14 protein-coding genes and 1 tRNA gene are annotated in these 18,084 nt (G+C 59.8%); 5 read left to right on the top strand and 10 right to left on the bottom strand.

Features of this window, described 5'->3' with window-relative positions:
• Positions 1-52: 52 nt before the first annotated feature.
• Entirely contained in the window at positions 53-1,057 is a 1,005-nt protein-coding gene (locus O146_RS0101660; RefSeq protein WP_244266789.1) for a LysR family transcriptional regulator, read from the top strand.
• A 240-nt stretch (positions 1,058-1,297) separates the two neighbouring features.
• Here O146_RS0101660 and O146_RS0101655 read toward each other — a convergent pair.
• Both O146_RS0101655 and O146_RS0101650 read right to left on the bottom strand, forming a co-directional pair.
• A tRNA-Tyr gene (locus O146_RS0101655) sits at positions 1,298-1,379 on the bottom strand.
• Between the two features lie 117 nt (positions 1,380-1,496).
• Positions 1,497-2,513, bottom strand: coding sequence for a polyprenyl synthetase family protein (locus tag O146_RS0101650; RefSeq protein ID WP_021352096.1), 1,017 nt, complete (start codon positions 2,511-2,513; stop codon positions 1,497-1,499).
• A 104-nt stretch (positions 2,514-2,617) separates the two neighbouring features.
• On the opposite strand from O146_RS0101650, the gene O146_RS0101645 reads away from it, so the two are divergent.
• Positions 2,618-4,057: a geranylgeranyl reductase family protein gene (locus O146_RS0101645; RefSeq protein ID WP_027017507.1), complete on the top strand. Its 1,440-nt coding sequence runs from the start codon at positions 2,618-2,620 to the stop codon at positions 4,055-4,057.
• A 324-nt stretch (positions 4,058-4,381) separates the two neighbouring features.
• On the opposite strand, the gene O146_RS0101635 is transcribed toward O146_RS0101645, so the two are convergent.
• The 7 genes from O146_RS0101635 to O146_RS10720 form a co-directional block, all read right to left on the bottom strand.
• A complete protein-coding gene (locus tag O146_RS0101635) occupies positions 4,382-5,053 on the bottom strand; it encodes a demethylmenaquinone methyltransferase (RefSeq protein WP_027017505.1) in 672 nt (223 codons plus the stop codon).
• A 138-nt stretch (positions 5,054-5,191) separates the two neighbouring features.
• The gene (locus tag O146_RS10740; protein ID WP_081820546.1) at positions 5,192-6,424 is read right to left on the bottom strand and encodes a glycosyltransferase family 4 protein; all 1,233 of its coding nucleotides are present in this window, start codon (positions 6,422-6,424) and stop codon (positions 5,192-5,194) included.
• 36 nt (positions 6,425-6,460) lie between these two features.
• Positions 6,461-7,033: a DUF3592 domain-containing protein gene (locus O146_RS10735; RefSeq protein WP_021352101.1), complete on the bottom strand. Its 573-nt coding sequence runs from the start codon at positions 7,031-7,033 to the stop codon at positions 6,461-6,463.
• A gap of 12 nt (positions 7,034-7,045) precedes the next feature.
• Complete coding sequence (gene menD, locus O146_RS0101620; RefSeq protein WP_051619196.1) at positions 7,046-8,809, bottom strand: 2-succinyl-5-enolpyruvyl-6-hydroxy-3-cyclohexene-1-carboxylic-acid synthase; 1,764 nt, start codon at positions 8,807-8,809, stop codon at positions 7,046-7,048.
• Positions 8,810-8,931: 122 nt separating this feature from the next.
• Positions 8,932-9,672, bottom strand: coding sequence for a hypothetical protein (locus O146_RS12065; protein ID WP_051619195.1), 741 nt, complete (start codon positions 9,670-9,672; stop codon positions 8,932-8,934).
• A 36-nt stretch (positions 9,673-9,708) separates the two neighbouring features.
• Complete coding sequence (locus tag O146_RS0101605; protein ID WP_244266788.1) at positions 9,709-12,300, bottom strand: ATP-binding cassette domain-containing protein; 2,592 nt, start codon at positions 12,298-12,300, stop codon at positions 9,709-9,711.
• Positions 12,301-12,328: 28 nt separating this feature from the next.
• Positions 12,329-13,483: an o-succinylbenzoate synthase gene (locus tag O146_RS10720; RefSeq protein ID WP_208853936.1), complete on the bottom strand. Its 1,155-nt coding sequence runs from the start codon at positions 13,481-13,483 to the stop codon at positions 12,329-12,331.
• A 27-nt stretch (positions 13,484-13,510) separates the two neighbouring features.
• On the opposite strand from O146_RS10720, the gene O146_RS0101595 reads away from it, so the two are divergent.
• Both O146_RS0101595 and menE read left to right on the top strand, forming a co-directional pair.
• Positions 13,511-14,542: a 1,4-dihydroxy-2-naphthoyl-CoA synthase gene (locus tag O146_RS0101595; protein ID WP_027017502.1), complete on the top strand. Its 1,032-nt coding sequence runs from the start codon at positions 13,511-13,513 to the stop codon at positions 14,540-14,542.
• A gap of 106 nt (positions 14,543-14,648) precedes the next feature.
• Complete coding sequence (gene menE, locus O146_RS0101590; protein ID WP_035000465.1) at positions 14,649-15,842, top strand: o-succinylbenzoate--CoA ligase; 1,194 nt, start codon at positions 14,649-14,651, stop codon at positions 15,840-15,842.
• Positions 15,843-15,901: 59 nt separating this feature from the next.
• On the opposite strand, the gene O146_RS10715 is transcribed toward menE, so the two are convergent.
• Positions 15,902-16,984 (bottom strand): aldo/keto reductase, encoded by a 1,083-nt coding sequence (locus tag O146_RS10715; protein WP_238632789.1) that lies wholly within the window; start codon positions 16,982-16,984, stop codon positions 15,902-15,904.
• Positions 16,985-17,148: 164 nt separating this feature from the next.
• Between O146_RS10715 and O146_RS0101580 the strand changes: the two genes are divergently transcribed.
• Entirely contained in the window at positions 17,149-18,039 is an 891-nt protein-coding gene (locus O146_RS0101580) for a 1,4-dihydroxy-2-naphthoate polyprenyltransferase (protein WP_027017500.1), read from the top strand.
• Positions 18,040-18,084: the final 45 nt, after the last annotated feature.

Below are 18,084 nucleotides of genomic sequence, written 5' to 3'. Positions count from 1 at the left end.
TGCTGAACGTTTACGGGAGGGCACAAAATCCGTACAGGGTTACAATGAAAGCATGTACCCCGCACGAGATGGTGATGACTCTCGGTTCTCTTCCGTTCGACGAAGCTACGTTCCCGATGCCCTCACGGTTGACGTCGTCCTCGCTGTAGCCCGACACGGAGGAATGAATCAGGCTGCGAAATATCTCAATGTTTCCCAACAGACGGTCAGCACACGCGTCGCCAAATTGGAAAAACACCTAAATACACGTATTTTTTGGCGTGGCGCCGCGGGCAGTTCCACGACAAAAGTGGGACACCAAGTGATCCGTGTGCTTGAGGGCTTAGAAAGGGCACTCAACGATTGCGCGCATGGTCTGAAAGCAGCCACCAACAACGCTGTAACCGAGGGGCTTACGCTGGTGGTTTCTCATACTGTGGCGGAAATAGACTACCCCCGGTGGGCAGCGGCCTTCCAACGCCGTCACCCGCAGACTCATCTGCACATGCGTCAGCTCAACAGTCGGGAGGCCCAACGTCACGTGATCCAGGGAGATGCGGAACTAGCTCTAGTTGAGGGTAACTGGGTGGCCCATGAACTACACCAGCGAGTGATAGGGCACGATGAGCTAATCGTTGCTGCACCCGCGCATCACCCCTGGGCAAAATCAAACAATCACAATGACCTGGATATGCCTTCAGCATCCATACCAGTGACAGGGACGGCTCCGATAACGAAAGAGGAGTTGCAATCCACACCTTTGGTGCTGCGCGAGCAGGGAAGCGGCACTCGAGAAGTCGTAGAAGACGCTCTGGAAGGTCTCGCCCCACCGATAGGAGAGTTTGGATCGCTAGGAGCACAACGTACCGGGATAGGCACTCTAGGAGCACCAGGGGTGATCGCGAGGCGCGCGGTATCATCGCAGTTAGCCACCGGGGAATACCTCGAGGTTCCGGTGGTTGGAGTCAATTTCGACCGTCCGCTGCGGGTGGTGTGGAGCTCGAAGAACCGACTCTCCGACCCAGCACGGCTGTTTTTACGCTTCCTTGTGGACTATACGGACAGAAATGCGACCTGAAATCAAGTTATGCCTTAGGATGCATCCAGTTCCACCACTGGCCAGTAATCTGGTCAGCCAGCCTTCTACGACCAGGGCATCGATGTTGAATACACACACTCATTCGGTATCCGGAAAGGCCAGATCTAGGGAATTGGCGACACGCCGATCAGACACATTTTTTGCTACTTAACCCCTACTTAACCCCAGACCCCCACATGCAAAAACCCCACGCGATAATTCGCGTGAGGTTTCAAACTGTGCCAGGTAGAAGATTCGAACTTCTGAAGGCAATGCCGGCGGATTTACAGTCCGCTCCCTTTGGCCGCTCGGGCAACCTGGCAAGCACCATTTGGTGCGGTTTCTTAGCCTACTATAAACCCCCAATAAACCTACAAACCAGCACTACAAACAGGGTTTCGACAGCCAGAAACAGCCACGATTACCAGCAAGCACCCTGCTAGCCCACCCGGCGCATGGTGTATTCCGCAAGCAAGCGCAGGGCGCGCGTCGCGGCAATATCCGGCAGCTTGTCCAACTCACGGTCGACAACATCCAAATGGGCTTGGACGTCGGCAAGTGCTTTCGCACGTCCTTCTGTCTCCCGAATTAATGCAATCGCACGCTGCACATCATCCTCAGCCTCCAATGGGCCGGTCAACAAAGAACGCAACTCATTAGCAGCAGCGCTATCTTCTGCCAATGCATACAACACCGGCAGCGTCAACACGCCTTCACGCAAGTCAGTACCCGGAATCTTGCCAGAATCTTTTGGATCAGAAAACAGGTCAATAATATCGTCGACGATCTGGAAGATCATGCCGATCGCACCGCCAATGGTTTGCAAAGAGCGCTGCGTCGGCTCATCCGCACCCGCATGATACGCACCCAAGTACCCAGCCGAGGCGATCAGCACGGCGGTCTTTTCCTCAATCACCTTCTGGTAATGCTCCACCGGGTCGGACTCACCCGCGCCAAGTGTCTCACGCATCTGCCCAGTAACCAGCTCCTGGAAAGTTTCCCCGAAGTGGCGCACAGTCAGACTATCCATCGTCGACATAATCCGAGACGCGTGCGCAAGCAACACATCACCAGACAAGATCGCCACCGAATTACTCCAGCGCGAATTCGCAGATTCGACCCCACGCCGCTGATCGGCTTCATCCATCACATCGTCGTGGTAAAGCGTGGCTAAATGCACAATCTCCACCACACCCGCTGCTTTATACACGTTGTCCGATTCTGCATGCGGGCCATATTCAGCAGCAAGCAGCGCCATCATTGGACGGAACCGCTTGCCACCAGCGGTAGTTAAATGCAAAACCTTATCCGTGATGAATTCCGCGCCCTGCGAAAGCTCCGAACGCAGCAGGTCTTCGACCGTTTCCATCCCGGCAGCAATGCGCGAATTGAGCTGTTCATCCCCCAAATCCACAGCGGGGGTGTAACCAGAAACCTGGTTTTGGCCAGTGGTCATATCCGAGGTTTATCCTTGCGCTTATTCGTTCCCATAATTCCCGTCCTAACAGTAGCCGACGAAACAGGGCAAAACACTTCCGGGGGCTTATTCATGCAACAATAATGCCCATGAGCCTTGCCGACGACTCCCCCGCTCGGCCCGATTCCGGGTCCCACACTGCATCTTCCACGTCGAAACCTCCGAAAAGCGAAATTCTTGCCGACGCCTCCAGCACCGGCAATGACGCTGTCTCCTGCGAAGTCGCGGTTATTGGCGGTGGCCCAGCTGGAGCCGCGGCTGCGATTTATGCCGCACGCGCCGGATGGGACGTCGTATTGGTAGACCAAGCAACCTTTCCCCGCGATAAAACCTGCGGCGATGGTCTCACCCCACGCGCGATGGCGAAACTCCGAGAGCTAGGGCTTCTGGATGGAGTGAACCCGGGATACCGCAACCGGGGATTAAAACTGCACGGCTTCGGCGGATCAGTGACCGCCGCGTGGCCAAACGGACATTTTGGGGATGTGGGCACCGCCTGGCCACGGCGCGAATTAGACAACTACCTGGTGCAGCAAGCCGCGGCAGCAGGCGCACGGGTGTGGACCGGGTATTCGGGTGCTGATGTCGTCGTCAAGAACAATTCGATTGAGACCATCACGGTGCGACGGGTCGGTGGCCAGCGGGCGGCGGAGCGGTCGGCATCCTCGGGCAGCCAACAGCCAACAAACGACCAGCAGCCGTCGGCAAGCGAGATTACGCTGCGCCCGCGGTGGACGATCGTGGCTGACGGGGTACGCTCGACGTTTGGCAAAAAACTAGGGCGTACCTGGCACCGCAGCGAAGTCTATGGGATCGCCGCGCGGTCGTATTGCAGCTCGCCATACTCCGATGAACCGTGGATGCATTCGCACGTGGAACTGACCGACGAACAAGGCACCGTTCAACCTGGATACGGGTGGATTTTCCCGCTTGGCGACGGCACAGTGAACCTGGGATGCGGCGCATTGTCGACAGATAAACGTCCGGCAGCGATCAACACCAAGAAACTGCTGGAATTTTATGCCAGCCAACAGCGCAAAGCCTGGGGTTTAGGGGATCCGGACGAAGTGGCCTCGGCGTTATTGCCCATGGGTGGGGCCGTATCGAACGTAGCCGGGGCGAACTGGATGCTGATCGGCGACGCGGCGGCATGCGTGAACCCATTAAACGGTGAAGGTATCGACTACGGGCTGGAAACCGCCGAGCTAGCCGTGGGCCTGTTGGGCAACGGCGTCGACCTCACCTTGGTGTGGCCCGAAGTGTTGCGGGCGCATTTCGGCGAGGCGTTCATGTGGGCACGCACCGCGGCCCGGCTTTTGACCTACCCGCAGTTTTTGCCTGTGTTCGGCCCGTTAGGGTTGCGGGGCCCGGCGGCGCGCTATTTAATGCCAGCGGCTGCTCGGTTGATGGGCAACTTAGTTACCGACGAAGACCGCGACCTGATTTCCCGGTTGTGGAAGAAGGCCGGAAAATACGCGGCAACGGTGCGGGCCGACACGCCGCTGTGGGATTCAACGGTTTAGGGAATATGGGGAACCTGCGATGCTAAAACCAATGGCGAGGCATAACTAAACACGGCCAAACAAAGCCACCTCCGATATTAAGGAATCTGGCCAATTTATTTGGGCTTTTTAATATCTGGGCTTTTTAGTGTTTTCGTCACTCGTGACTCCTGTGTTCTTACGCTCCGACAGCACGAGTTTTGTTTCTACAAGCACCAGAAGCACGAAAATATAAACAGCAGTCGCGATGACTTCATGTAGAGGCATTTCCTGGAGGCCGCCGGTAGTAGCGCGATAAAGAACCCATGCAGCGGGTAATGCTAAGAGAACTCCAGCCCAGACCAATTAAGCCTTCACAGCCGAATGCAGCGCCACAATTCCGCCCGTCAGATTCTGCCAACCGCACTCAGTCCACCCATTAGCGTTGATCTCGGCAGCCAAAGTCTCCTGATCCGGCCACATACGGATCGATTCCGCCAAGTATTCATACGCCTGCGCATTCGAAGAAATCACCCGCGCGATCACCGGCAGCGCGCGCATCAAATATTCCTTGTACACCGTGCTGAATACGGGCACCACCGGGGTAGAAAATTCAGCCACTGTGAGCTTGCCGCCCGGTTTGGTCACCCGCGCCATTTCCCGCAGCCCGGCGCGAAAGTCGTGGATATTACGCAGCCCATACGAGATCGTGACGGCGTCGAAACTATCGTCCGCAAACGGCAAATGCATTCCATCGCCAGCGACCTTAGGCACATCACGGTGGGCGCCGGCGGCCAGCATGCCGGTGGAAAAATCGCAGGCCACGCACCAGGCTCCAGAGCGCGCCAACTGCACGGTAGACACCGCGGTTCCGGCTGCTAAGTCCAGCACCTTATCCCCGGGCTGCAGATCCAAACGCTCACGAGTGCGTTTGCGCCAATAATTATCGATTCCGAGCGAGAGGACGGTATTGGTCAGGTCATAATTCTTGCTGACCGTATCAAACATCGACGCCACATCCACCGGCGCCTTATCCAGCGTCGCACGAGTGAGTTTCGGTGCTTGCTGAGGTTTATTGTCCTGGCCCTTTTTGTCCTGGGCCTTTTTGTCCTGGGCGCTAGCACCTTGGGCTTTATTGTCTTGCTCAGCCTTATTCGAAGAATCCACCCCACCAGCTTAATGGTTGGCACCCGGAGATTCCCACGCAGCTGGGTTCACCTCCGCCAGCACCTGCCGGTAATAGTCCACCAACTGAGCACAGATCCTCGGCCAGGTCTTATCCTCCACGTGCTCGCGAGCTGCAGCGGATAATTCTTGCCGACGGCTCGGGGCGGCCAGCCAGCTGACCGCGTCGGCAAGCTCTGCTTCGAAATTATCGGGATCCAGTAGCAGCCCAGTGCAGCCATCAGAGTTTCCGTTACTGTCACCAAGGTTCCCGTTGCTACCATCCCGGATCAGGTCGACTGGGCCGCCTACCCGCGGGGCGATCGTCGGCACGCCGCTAGCCTGCGCTTCCTGGATGGTTTGGCAAAAAGTCTCCAGCTCACCAGGGTGGACGAAAACATCGAAACTGGCATAGGCAGCAGCCAAATCTTGACCGCTGAGTGCTCCGCAAAACACCGCATCCGGCATCGCCGTTTCCAACTCAGAACGGCACGGGCCATCACCGACGATGACGAGCTGCACATCAGTCCGGGCAGACAAGGCAGCCAACCGGTGCACACCCTTCTCATTAGCCAGGCGTCCCACGTAACCGACGATAGTTGGCGGTGATTGTTTCGGCCGCCCTGCGCACCACTTCCGACGCAGCGCATCCGAGCGTTTCTCCGGATGAAACAACTGCGTATCCACCCCGCGCCCCCAATGCGCAAGATTGCGCACCCCGTGCGATTCCAACTGCTGGATGGTCTCCGTCGACGGCGCCAACGTCAGCTGGCAATGGTTATGCATCCGCCTGATCCAACGCCAGGTAGCGCGCTGTAATGCCCCCAGCTGGTACAGCCCGGCGAAACCTGCAATATCAGTCTGAAAAACCGCCACCCTGGGAATGCCTAAACGCCGAGCAGCCCAACCACCACCGCGCCCCAGCGCGAAGGGACTGGCCAAGTGCACGATATCCGGGCGGAATTCGGCGAGCGTGCGGTAGACGGTCGGCGTTGGCACGCCGATGGGCAGAGAATCGACGAACGGCAAGCGAATCGTCGGCACGCGCACGACCCGGAAACCCGCGTAGTGGGAGATTTCTGGATGGTCCGGGACTCTGCTGTCTGGCCCCCTACCGTGTGGACCGGGTGCGATAACGATGGCGTCGTGGCCGTGCGCGTTCAGATATTCCAGAATGCGGAGGACGGAGTTGCTGACCCCGTTCACGTGCGGCAAAAAAGATTCGGCGACGATGGCTACGCGCAGCCGCGATCGGGCCGAAGGTGCAGACAACAACTAGCATCACCCGCGATTACTTGTCTTGGGAGTTCTTGGTGTGCTCGTCGGCGTCCTGTGAGGATGCGCTGTGGGACGCGTCGCGAAGCTAATCAACTGCCACAACACCAACGTGACGACGACAACCAGCGCCGCGACACTCAGCCCAGGGATAATCGCCAACGTCCAACCACGGCCTGCTACTTTCACCAGGTCCGGATCCACGCGCGAATACTGCACCCAAACCTGCTGACCCTCGGCAAGCCCGGTGGGGTACAACACGCCTGTCGACGGTGCCCGATACAGACCTTCGCCGTCCCGGAATTCCACGGTAGTGCGCAACAAGGAGGTACCCGTGACCGTCGCTAGGGCGCGACCTGGATCAGATTCAATCCGGTGATCATTCGCCGCTGCCCCGCCAATCATGGCAACTGAGCCCAGTAGCCCAGCTAAGCACAAGGTTGCAACCAGCTGGTGCATGCGCCGCTGCCACTGCCGACGTCGCCGCCGCGGATCATAAGACTGTGCGGCGGAAGGTGCAGTTTTATCCGGGCTGGCTTCTTGCGCACTCGTGGCTTGGGGATCTACAGAATCTGCCATAGGGAACCAGATTTATCCCCCAAGAACTGCATCGATCGCCTGGTGCAATTGCCGACGCGTCGCCCGAGTGGTCGCCGCCTCAATAACCAGGATCGATTCCGGAAATTCGGTTTGGGCGGCCAAGGCGTCGAGAAGCTCCTGTGGGCTCTCCACACGCTGGTAGGGCAGGCCGTAGCCCTCACAGATCGCGGCAATGTCCACCCCATGCGGGGTACCGAAGGCCTGCTCAAAATCACGACGCAAACCGGGCTGTCCTACTTCGAGGGACTCGAAAATTCCGCCACCGTCATCGTTGGCCACCACGATCGTGAGGTTTTCCGGCTCCGGCTGATCCACCCCACGCAGCAGTCCACCGACATCGTGCAAAAAGGTGATGTCACCGAGCAGGGCAACGGTGCGCGGGGCGCGGATTTCGTCGGCACGCAAAGACTGCGCAGCAATAGCTACACCCATGGCCTGCGAAATATTGCCGTCAATCCCGGCAGCTCCCCGCGGGGAATACGTGTCGACGCCATCAAACGGCAAACCAGTCAGGGCAACATCACGGACCGGGTTCGACGGGCCGACGAACACGGTATCTCCAACCGCCAACGTGTCCGTGACAGCAGCAGCAACGTGCAGTCCTGTAAAACCGTACGATTCATCTTCCAGCGCCTCGCGTACTGCCCCAGCAGCCAGATCGGAGGCGGCCTGGCACACTTGCAACCACTCCCGGGTAGGTTCACCATTGGTTTTCACACGAGTACCGCGGGTTTCTTGAGCGCCGCCCTCACGCAGACTCAAGAAATCATCGGTGCGGGACAGCACGATAACCTCGGTATCCGGATCCGTGATCAGCGACAGCACCCGGCGGTGCAAAGTAGGGTGCCCAACGACGATTATCTGGTCAGGTTTGGTGCTCACGTAGTACTCGCCAACCTGGGCATCATCTTTGGCGAAAATCGCGGCCGCCCCCGGGTGCACCGGAACATACGGAGCCGGGGCGCTCGGCTCGGCAATCGTCGGCACATCTTCGAGCCCGTCGACACGCCAGGCTTCATCGCCGGCAATCACCAGGGTTGGTTTACTCAGGTCAACGGCAACCTCTCCGTGATCAGACCAGGTAGGCAGCCTGCGGCGGGCAGGGTGCGCGGGATCCACCGGTGCAATTGCGGGGGCGTCGGCAAAGTGGGCGCTGGCAAGGTTGGCATCGGCAAAGTGGGCGTCGGCAAGACCATCTGTACGAGGCTCGGCCAGTTCGCTTCCCACCAGCGGCACATCAAAAGCCACATTGATGTGTGCCAAGCGGTCAGCGCTAAGGCGTTTAGAAAACGCGGGGAGGTCATCCACGGTGTTGATCTGCGTGGTCTGGGTAAACGTGGAGAAAATGCCCTGTTGTTGGATTGTTTGCGAAGCCCCCGTGCCGACGAGTCGCTGCGGCCGATCCGCGCTCAACACCAGCAGCGGCGTATGAGAATGAGCAGCCTCAACGACGGCAGGCAAACAATTCGACACCGCCGAGCCCGAAGTCATTACCACCGCAACATGCCGCTGCTGCACGCGCGCCAACCCCAACGCCAAAAAGGCTGCGCTGCGCTCATCCAGGCGCACATGCACCCGCAATCCTGGGTGCGCAATGAGCGCCAACGAAAGCGGGGCGTTACGCGAACCCGGACACAGCACGACATCGGTGGCGAATTCTGCGAGCCGGGCAGCTACCTGTTGGGCCAACTGGACGGCCGCAGGTTGCACCTGGTTTTCGGACTGTGGGGATTCGGTCTGTGGGGATTCGGGCATGATCTCCTACTCAGGATTTACAGTTTCAGTATTTATGAGCGCAATATTTACGATCGGGTGAGCGTTGATACGGGCAGGTCATGACTAGTCAGGCTTAATCAGGTGCCTATTCAGGTAAAGAACTAGCCGAAAATATTGCTCAACCAGCTGCGCAGATCGAACTCTTCACCTTCTGGCGGCAACAGTTCCTCCGGCACCTCAGTTGGGATCTGGTCTCGCCAACTTCCACCGTCGCCGCCAGGTAAAACGGGTTCTTCGATAACGGTGGTTGGTTCTGTCACCGTGACATTAACCTCTTCTGTTTGTGTGGAGGTCACAGTAGTTGGTGTCGGCGGCGTAGCCTGCTCATTATCAGCGGAACGCCACAGGAAGAAAAACACTACGGCCAGCAGTAACGCCAAACCCGAAATGATGCCAAGCAACATTTGCCAGGAACTCGAGCCACCCGATGCCTGTGCTGTTTGCTGCGGCTGGTGCGCGTTGTGCACGGTAGCCTGCTGTGCCGCAGGGGCATAACCGGAGTTATATGGCTGTCCATACTGTTGCCCGTATTGATTCTGGCCAAAGCCTTGGGTGTACGGGCCCTGGTACTGCTGAGTCTGCGGCTGACCTTGCTGGCCCTGGGGCCCCTGGTTCTGGTCCTGATCCGGAAAGTACTGCCGCGGACGGTCTATGTTCGGACGGTCTATGTATTGTGTCTGCTCGTTCGAACCGAAATATTCCGTGCGATCGTCGCCACGGAAAAATTCGGTACGTTCATCGCGACCCGGGCGGCCACTATGATTCGAGCCACCATGGTTTGCTCCGCCGTGGTTCGCTCCAGAACGGCCGGAATGACCAGAATTGCCAGAATTAGGTGTCATCAATCCTCCTCAAGGCTTGGGCCCAGTCTAGACATTTTACGGCCCCACCCGCCGGGCCAATTCCCGACCCGTAGCAGTATCTTCTTCCGCCAACTTCTTAGGGCTCGCCTGCGCTAGGATGCGACCTCCAGCAGCTCCCGCCCCAGGGCCAAGCTCAATCACACGATCCACACGAGCCAGCGCCTGCAGATTGTGCTCCACCATAACGACGGTGGCGCCGGCGTCGGCAAGCGCTTCCAACTTGTCCAGCAACTTCGCGCTATCGTGCGGGTGCAGCCCCATGGTTGGCTCGTCGAGCAAATACAAACTGGATTTCTTCTGCGTCCGCTGCAGCTCCGTCGCCAACTTGATGCGCTGGGCCTCGCCACCAGACAACTCCGGCGCACCCTGCCCCAAGCGGAGGTAGCCCAGGCCAAGTTCATCCAAAACCTCTAGAGCCCGCACCACCTGGGCGATCTGGGAATGGTCGGGATCTTTAGTACCGCCGCCGGCAAGGTCACGGAAAACCTCCAACGCTTCGGTAACTCGCAACTGCAACACATCAGCCACGGTGCGCCCGTGCCAACGCACTTCCAGTGTCTCGTCGTTAAACCGGCCGCCCTGACACCGCGGGCACAACGTGTAGGTCCCAGGTAAGAACACCAACTCGACCTCGATATGGCCAGCCCCTGAGCACTCCGGACACTGGCCCTTTTTCGTGTTATAGGAAAACTTCGAGGCATTCCACTTCTTCGCATCCTTGCCATCCCGGCGCGCCTGGGCAGCGAAAATGCTGCGGACGCGGTCAAACATTCCTGTATACGTCGCCAGGGTGGAACGCGGAGTACGGCCAATGGGTTTCTGCGTTATCGTGACGACACGGCTAATGTCCGGGTGCTCCGTTGCGCGCTTGCCGACGACATCTGTCACCAGCGTCGACTTACCCGAACCAGATACCCCAGCCACCGCGGTGAACTGGCCCAATCCGAGCTCCAGGTCAAGCTCGCGCAGGTTTCGGTGGTTGATTCCCCGCAGCACCAAGTGGCCGTTAGCATCGCGCGGGGCGTCGGCAAGCTCGAGACGTCGGTTTGCCAAGGCCTGGGCAGTTGGGGATTCCGCTAGCTGCCCATTAGCGTCGGCAAGCTCACTTGGCTTGCCCGCAAATACCACGGTCCCTCCCCCGTCACCGGCATAAGGGCCGATGTCGATGAGGTAATCAGCCTGGGCCACGAAATCCATGTCATGCTCAACGACAAAAACGTTATTTCCCGCGGCCAACAGGCGACGGATCACCGTAAGCACGGCCGTGCGTTCCTGCGGATGCAGACCCGCGGTGGGTTCGTCGAGAATATAGGTCACGCCAAACAAGGAACTGTGCAACTGGGAAGCCAGGCGCAAGCGCTGCAGCTCCCCGGCAGACAATGTGGTTGCGGCTCGGTCCAGACTCAAGTGCCCCAGGCCAAGCTCCAGTGCAGCAGCCAGCGGAGGGACAATCTGGGTTAATAACAAGGCCTCGGCATCATCCTGCGCAGTACGGGTGGCCGGGGCCGCAGCAGTGTCGGGTTGGTCATCACGGGCGGCGTTGCTTGCGCCGGCACGCTGGCCAAGCTCCTGCTGGCGGTCCAACAACGCCTGGTGCAGAAAGTCCAAGGACCACGCATTCAGCTCATTAATCGGAACATCCAAATAGCGCACTTGCAGCGCCTGCGGCCGCAAACCCGCGCCACCGCAATTGCTGCAGGTATGCGATTCCAGGAAAGACTCCGTGCGACGTCGCAACGAATCCGATTCCGTTTCCTGCAGTGTCTTATACAAATACTCGGCCACGCTACGCCACGTGCCCTGGTAAGTGCGCTGAACTTGGTCAGCACCGCGGTGCGGAACAATCTCGACGACGGGGCGCTCGCGGGTAAACAGGATCCAGTTGCGGTCGGACTCGGAAAGTTCCTGCCACGGGCGGTCAAGGTCATAGCCCAGGGCCTCCAGGATGTCGCGGAAATTTTTCCCCGCCCAGGCGCCCGGCCATGCAGTAATCGCGCCGTCGCGGATCGACAACTCCGGCTCATGCACCATCGACGCTTCCGTGGCGACGAACTTCGTGCCCGTTCCACGGCACTCCGGGCACATGCCATCGGCAGTATTCGGGCTGAAAGCATCTGAGGCCAAGCGTGTGATCGGGGTGTCGGATGGGGCGCTGCCAGACGTTGTAGCGCCAGACAGTGCGCTGTAATCACCACACCGGGAATACAACAGACGAACAATATTCGATGTAGAACTAATCGTGCCCACCGTCGAACGCGCCCCAGGCGCCGTGGTCTGCTGCTGAAGCGCAACCGTCGGCGATAGCCCCTCAATGGAACCGACCTGCGGATCAGTCGCCTGGCTGATCAAGCGGCGCGCAAACGGAGCCACCGATTCCAGGTAACTACGCTGGCCTTCCCCATGGATAGTGCCGAACGCCAACGAGGATTTACCCGAGCCACTAATACCGGTGAATGCCACCAGCTGACCGTGCGGGATGGTCACGTCAATATGGCGCAAATTGTGCAGGTGGGCATCATGGATGCTCACGCAGGTCGGGACCTGTATGGTTTGCTGCTGGTCAGAGGCGTCGGTTTGTGGCAGGTGTGCAGGATCCGAAGAAGGCATAACCTCCAGTCTAGCCGGGGGCGGACCTTTACTGCGGTGCCCAACTTTCACCATTTTCTCGGGCACGGTGCGCTTCCAATTGCGCATAGGCCGCACGCAACCGGTCCAACCACCAGTCGCGCGTCGCACCGTCCGCTGCCAAAGCGGCCAGCCGGTCAGCATCGGGTGCCACCGGGGCAGTCGCCAGCATGCCGTCGACAAGCGAACGCGGCGCGGCCACATCCTCCAAAAACAGCGAGCCCGTCGCCAAGCCCGCCGGTGCCGGAGCCACATCGATGTCCTCGTCGTCGTTCAACTTCGGCAAACTCGCCACCGCCGCCAAACCGGCATTAATCCCCACCGCGCTGTCCAAAGCCGAGGCAATTGTCACATCCATATGGCGCGCGCGCAGATCCGCACTCAGCTGCAACACCCGACGCACCCCACCCAGCGGGGCCACCTTGACGACGGCTACATCCGCCGCCTGCAAATCCGCCACCCGGTACGGATCCTCCACCCGCCGGATGCTCTCATCGGCAGCGACGCGAACAAAAATCCCGCGGCGCATCAGCTGGGTGCGAACCTCCGCCAGTTCCTCTGGCGTGGCGCACGGCTGTTCCACATAATCCAGCGGGGCCAACGCTGATACCGCTTCCACAGCCTGCTCAACCGTCCACGCACCATTAGCGTCCACACGGATGCGGGTGCCCGGAATTCCGGACAGCTCCTCACGCACCGCGGACACCCGGGCGATGTCGTCGGCAAGCGCATCCCGGAAATCCTTGCCAGGCTCAGCCACCTTCACCTTGACGCAACGTGCGCCGGGCATGCGGGAAAGCACCTCCGGAACCTGGGCTGGCTCCACCGCCGGGACCGTGGCATTGACCTCGATATAGTCACGGTTTGGGGAAGGAAACCCCTGGTAGGCAGCTTCCAACCCAGAGCGCAGCCAGGGCGCGGTCTCGCGGGCGGAGTAATCAGCGAACGGGGCGAATTCTCCCCAGCCGGCCGGGCCGTCGATAAGCACCACTTCCCGGTGGCGCAGGCCGCGGAATTTCACCGCCATGGGCAAAGAAACGACGTGGGCGCGCTCGAGAATGTCTGCAAGAGGGGGCAGAGGAGCCAGAAACGGCTGAGATGAGCGAGGTTGCTTCGATGGGCGCGGTGACTGAGGCAACCGAGCGCCACTATTCGGAAAATTCATGCCCCAAGCCTAGCTAGACTGAAGGCCATGACTACCACACCTGAGCACAAAACTGAGGCCAGCCCCAATACAGCACCCGACACCACCGCCGACGTCAACCCCGAGGCCAACCCCGAGGCCAACCCCTTCGATCCCACCCAATGGCGCACCGTCACAGGCTTCGAAGAGTTGACCGATATCACCTACCACCGTCACGTAGGCAACACCCGGCGCGACGGAATCGTGCGCATCGCCTTCGACCGGCCAGAGGTACGCAACGCCTTCCGCCCGCACACCGTCGACGAGCTTTACCGCGCTCTCGACCACGCCCGCCGCACCCCTGATGTGGGCACCGTGTTGTTGACCGGTAATGGGCCGTCGCCGAAAGATGGCGGGTGGGCGTTTTGTTCCGGTGGCGACCAGCGCATTCGTGGTCGTTCCGGGTACCGCTATGCCACTAACCACGACACGGATGTCGCCGGTGCCGACGAATCTGGCGTGGATACCGCCCGCGAGAAAGTCGAGGGTGGGCGTTTGCACATCCTGGAGGTGCAGCGGCTGATCCGCACGATGCCGAAGGTAGTCATCGCGGTAGTTAATGGTTGGGCCGCTGGTGGCGGGCACTCGCTGCATGTGGTGTGCGACCTGACGATCGCTTCGCGCCAACATGCCCGTTTTAAACAGACCGACGCCGACGTCGGAAGCTTTGATGCCGGTTATGGTTCGGCCTATCTGGCACAGATGGTGGGCCAGAAAAACGCGCGCGAGATCTTCTTCTTGGGCCGGTCCTACGATGCCACCCACATGATGAAGATGGGGGCGGTCAATATCGTCGCCGATCACGCCGAGCTTGAGGCCGAAGCCATCCAGGCTGCCCGCGAGATCAACTCCAAATCCCCGACGGCGCAACGCATGCTGAAGTTCGCCTTCAATCTTGCCGACGACGGGCTGGCCGGTCAACAAGTCTTCGCCGGCGAGGCCACCCGCTTGGCATACATGACCGATGAGGCTGTGGAAGGTAAGGAAGCGTTTTTGGAAAAGCGCGACCCGAATTGGGAGGAGTTTCCTTATTACTATTAAGGACCTCAGTGATAAGGGCTCCAGTGGTAGGGGCTCAGGAGCGAGTAGCGCAGGCGCAAGTAGCTCACGCGCGGCCGACTCAGCAGGACAACCGAGTCCAAGCCCAATGCCCGTTCCTCCCCCCGCCCACGAACCGGTGCTGACCGCGCTTCCGGTCCGGCTTGATGATCCCGCAGCGATCCTCGACGACTTGGAAGCCGCCATCGCAGGCCAAGCGCATTATCTTCCGGTGCCCGCTGGCGACCGGGCGCGTACTGAGTTGCTGTATTCCTCGCAACGCGTCGGCCAGCCAATCGACGATGCTATTGCCCTAGTGGTGCCCACCTCAGGTTCCACTGGCACGCCCAAAGGCGCACAGCTCACCGCAGCCAACCTGGTGGCTTCCGCCGATGCCACCCACGAAGTCCTGGGCGGCCCCGGGCACTGGCTATTGGCCCTGCCTGCGTATCACATCGCCGGAATCCAGGTTCTGGTGCGCAGCCTGGTCGCCGGGGTGGACCCGGTGTGCCTGGATCTTTCGCAGGGTTTCCGCATTCCCGCTTTCGCCGCCGCCACGGAATATTTAGACCACGCCCGGGGCGGAAAAACCCCCGATGCCCGCGAACCCATGTACACCGCATTAACCCCGATGCAGCTGGATAAAGCCCTAGAAACCCTAGAGGGCATTACTGCTTTACGACGCTTCGACGCCATCTTGATCGGCGGGGCGGCACTGAACCCGCAGTTGGCGGAATCGGCTCGCAAGCTGGGCATCCACCTCGTGGCCACCTATGGCAGCGCCGAAACCGCCGGGGGCTGCATCTACGACGGCCACCCCTTACCGTGCAGCTCCGTCGCCGTGGAATCCGGCCGTATCATGCTCGGTGGCGCCACCATCGCCGCCGGATACCGCAATATGCCGGGCCACGAAGCCTTCGCCCACCCCGATTGGCCGGGCTGGTTCGCCACCTCCGACGGCGGGCGCATTGTCGACGGCCGGTTGGAGGTCAGCGGGCGCCTCGATGCGGTGATCATCACCGGTGGTTTGAAGGTACACCCGGAAATCATCGAAAAAGAGCTCTTGGCCGTCCCCGGGGTCAAAGAGGCCTGCGTCGTCGGCGTGGATGATCGCCGTTTCGGGCAAGCCATCATGGCAGCCTATGAAGGTAGCGCCGAGGTCGGAGAAATTTTCGATGCCCTCTACGAGCTCCCCCGCTGGCAACTACCGAAAGAACTGCTGCGTGTCGACGAACTGCCACGGACGTCGCTGGGCAAAATCCACCGGGCTGGTGTGGCCGAACTATTCCAGCCACGGGGCTAGCTAGTCGCGGGGTCTAGTTGGTTGCCGACTAGCTACCGACTAGCCAACGGGAACTGTCCCTAGTCTCGGTCAATAAACCGCAGATGCTTGTCGACGTAGCGCTCGCCCGCCAAAGGGTGGGTGTCTAAGAGGTTGTCGAGCGCGGCACGATCGTCGTCGGCAAGCGTCACGTTGGCTGCCGCCACGTTCTCCTTAATGCGCGCCGGGTTGATGCTGCCCGGCAAAACCAGCATGCCGCCCGGGTGTCGCGCACCGCGGTCCAACAACCACGCCAAGGCAATCTGGGCGGCCGTTGCGTCGTAACGGTGCGCAATTTCCGCAACCCGGGCTGCGTTGCGCTGGTTTTGCGCGAAATTGTCCGGGTGCAGGCGTGGGCTGTTGGAATCCGCATTGGGCTCAGTGAGCTGGGCGGACAACATTCCCTTGGCCAGCGGGCTGTAGGCGATAAACCCGATTCCGAGCTCCGCGCAAGTTGGCAACACGGATTCTTCTACTCCTCGCGACCACAAGGAATATTCGCTTTCTACCGCCGCAACCGGGAATTCACGGTGGGCGCGGGCGATGGTGGTGGCCGAAGCCTCGCACAAACCGAAGTGGGCGACGAGGCCTTCGTCGACAAGCTCACCAACGGTGCCTGCGACCTCTTCGATGGGCACCTCCGGGTCGACGCGGTGCTGCATAAAAAGGTCCAGGCGCTCGACGCCCAAACGGCGGGCGGATTCCTGGGCGACACGGCGAATGGTTTCCGGACGGGAATTAAGCTCGCCGGTGGGTTCGCCGTTGTCGATATTCCAACCGAACTTCGTGGCAATCGTTGGGGGCTGCGCAGAAGAACCTGCAGAGACCGCAGGTGGCGTGTGGGCGCGGGCGAAGGCATCGCCAAGCAGCTGTTCACCGGTGTACGGACCCTGGATCTCAGAGGTGTCGAAGAATTCCACGCCAAGCTCGGCAGCGGTGCGCAACACCTGGATCATTTCCTGGCGGCGGGGTGAGTCCGAATAGGAATGCGGGGTCATGCCGGTGCACCCCAGCCCAATCGGGAATAGATTTAATGGCCCGACGGGTGCTGGCTGGTCTTGGGTTGGGTGATCTTGGGATGGGTGGTCTTGGGTTTTCGACTTCGGATTGTGTGGATGCGTCATACCCCCACTCTAGGTCGCAACCTTCAACTAGTTCTGTTCCTGGCTAAGCCTCACGAATGCTTCAGTCAAGCCATGACGAAAACCTGCTGACCCCCGCAGCACCGAATTCCATCAATGTCATTTGGTGTTTGTTAATGACATGCAATGTAGCGCACAATGAATGCATGAGCGCTACAACATATTCGGCCACTACCCGCGATTGGATCCAGGCGGCACGACCGCATACGTGGCCGAATGCGTTCGCTCCGGTTCTGGCCGGAACAGGCGCAGCGCTGTACCAAAATTCCGGGAAATTCTTTCCATTCTTATTAGCCCTGATCGTCTCCTGGGCTTTGGTCATCGGGGTCAATTACGCGAACGATTATTCGGACGGCATCCGTGGCACCGACGACGAACGCACCGGCCCCACCCGGCTCACCGCCAGCAAGCTTGCCCGGCCTGCAGACGTGAAAAAGGCTGCTTTCATCTCCTTCGGCGTCGCAGGTGTGGCAGGTCTGATCCTGGCGCTACTTTCTGCCTGGTGGCTGATCCTTGTAGGTGCGGTGTGCTTGGCCGGGGCCTGGTTTTATACCGGAGGGAAAAACCCGTATGGCTATAAGGGCCTGGGCGAGGTCGCGATCTTCATTTTCTTTGGCCTCATCGCCGTGTTGGGTACCGAATACACCCAAGCCGGTGCCATCTCTGAAGTCGGTATGGGTTTGGCTATTTCCGTCGGCGCGATGTCGTCCGCGGTGAACTTAACCAACAACATCCGCGATATCGCCACCGACAAGCCAGCAGGCAAACGCACCCTGGCGGTGATCCTGGGCGACTCAGCCTCCCGCAAGCTATATACCGTTTTGCTTGCCATCCCATACGTCGTAACGTTTCTTGTCGGCATCTTGGCATTCCCGGCCACCTGGATCGCGTTTGTTTCCGGTTACTGGACACTGAAAGCCCTGCACCGAGTAAATTCGGGGGCACGCGGTGGGCAACTGGTCACCGTGTTGGCACTGACTGGGCGCGCGATGGCCTTGTGGTCCGGGCTCATGTTTATCGCCCTGGCATTGGCCTAGATTGCGCTAGCCTAGATTCCGTTGGCCTAGGTTGAGCGTAAGTCA

The organism is Corynebacterium pseudodiphtheriticum DSM 44287 (assembly GCF_000688415.1).
GTDB lineage: Bacteria > Actinomycetota > Actinomycetes > Mycobacteriales > Mycobacteriaceae > Corynebacterium > Corynebacterium pseudodiphtheriticum.
This window is presented reverse-complemented; position numbering and strand designations above follow the sequence as displayed.

Coding starts and splice junctions, on each gene's coding strand:
- O146_RS0101660 (WP_244266789.1), top strand. CDS start 53: ATGTACCCCGCACGAGATGGTGATGACTCTCGGTTCTCTTCCGTTCGA.
- O146_RS0101650 (WP_021352096.1), bottom strand. CDS start 2,513: ATGACCACTGGCCAAAACCAGGTTTCTGGTTACACCCCCGCTGTGGAT.
- O146_RS0101645 (WP_027017507.1), top strand. CDS start 2,618: ATGCCCATGAGCCTTGCCGACGACTCCCCCGCTCGGCCCGATTCCGGG.
- O146_RS10735 (WP_021352101.1), bottom strand. CDS start 7,033: ATGGCAGATTCTGTAGATCCCCAAGCCACGAGTGCGCAAGAAGCCAGC.
- menD (WP_051619196.1), bottom strand. CDS start 8,809: ATGCCCGAATCCCCACAGACCGAATCCCCACAGTCCGAAAACCAGGTG.
- O146_RS12065 (WP_051619195.1), bottom strand. CDS start 9,672: ATGACACCTAATTCTGGCAATTCTGGTCATTCCGGCCGTTCTGGAGCG.
- O146_RS0101605 (WP_244266788.1), bottom strand. CDS start 12,300: ATGCCTTCTTCGGATCCTGCACACCTGCCACAAACCGACGCCTCTGAC.
- O146_RS10720 (WP_208853936.1), bottom strand. CDS start 13,483: ATGAATTTTCCGAATAGTGGCGCTCGGTTGCCTCAGTCACCGCGCCCA.
- O146_RS0101595 (WP_027017502.1), top strand. CDS start 13,511: ATGACTACCACACCTGAGCACAAAACTGAGGCCAGCCCCAATACAGCA.
- menE (WP_035000465.1), top strand. CDS start 14,649: ATGCCCGTTCCTCCCCCCGCCCACGAACCGGTGCTGACCGCGCTTCCG.
- O146_RS10715 (WP_238632789.1), bottom strand. CDS start 16,984: ATGACGCATCCACACAATCCGAAGTCGAAAACCCAAGACCACCCATCC.
- O146_RS0101580 (WP_027017500.1), top strand. CDS start 17,149: ATGAGCGCTACAACATATTCGGCCACTACCCGCGATTGGATCCAGGCG.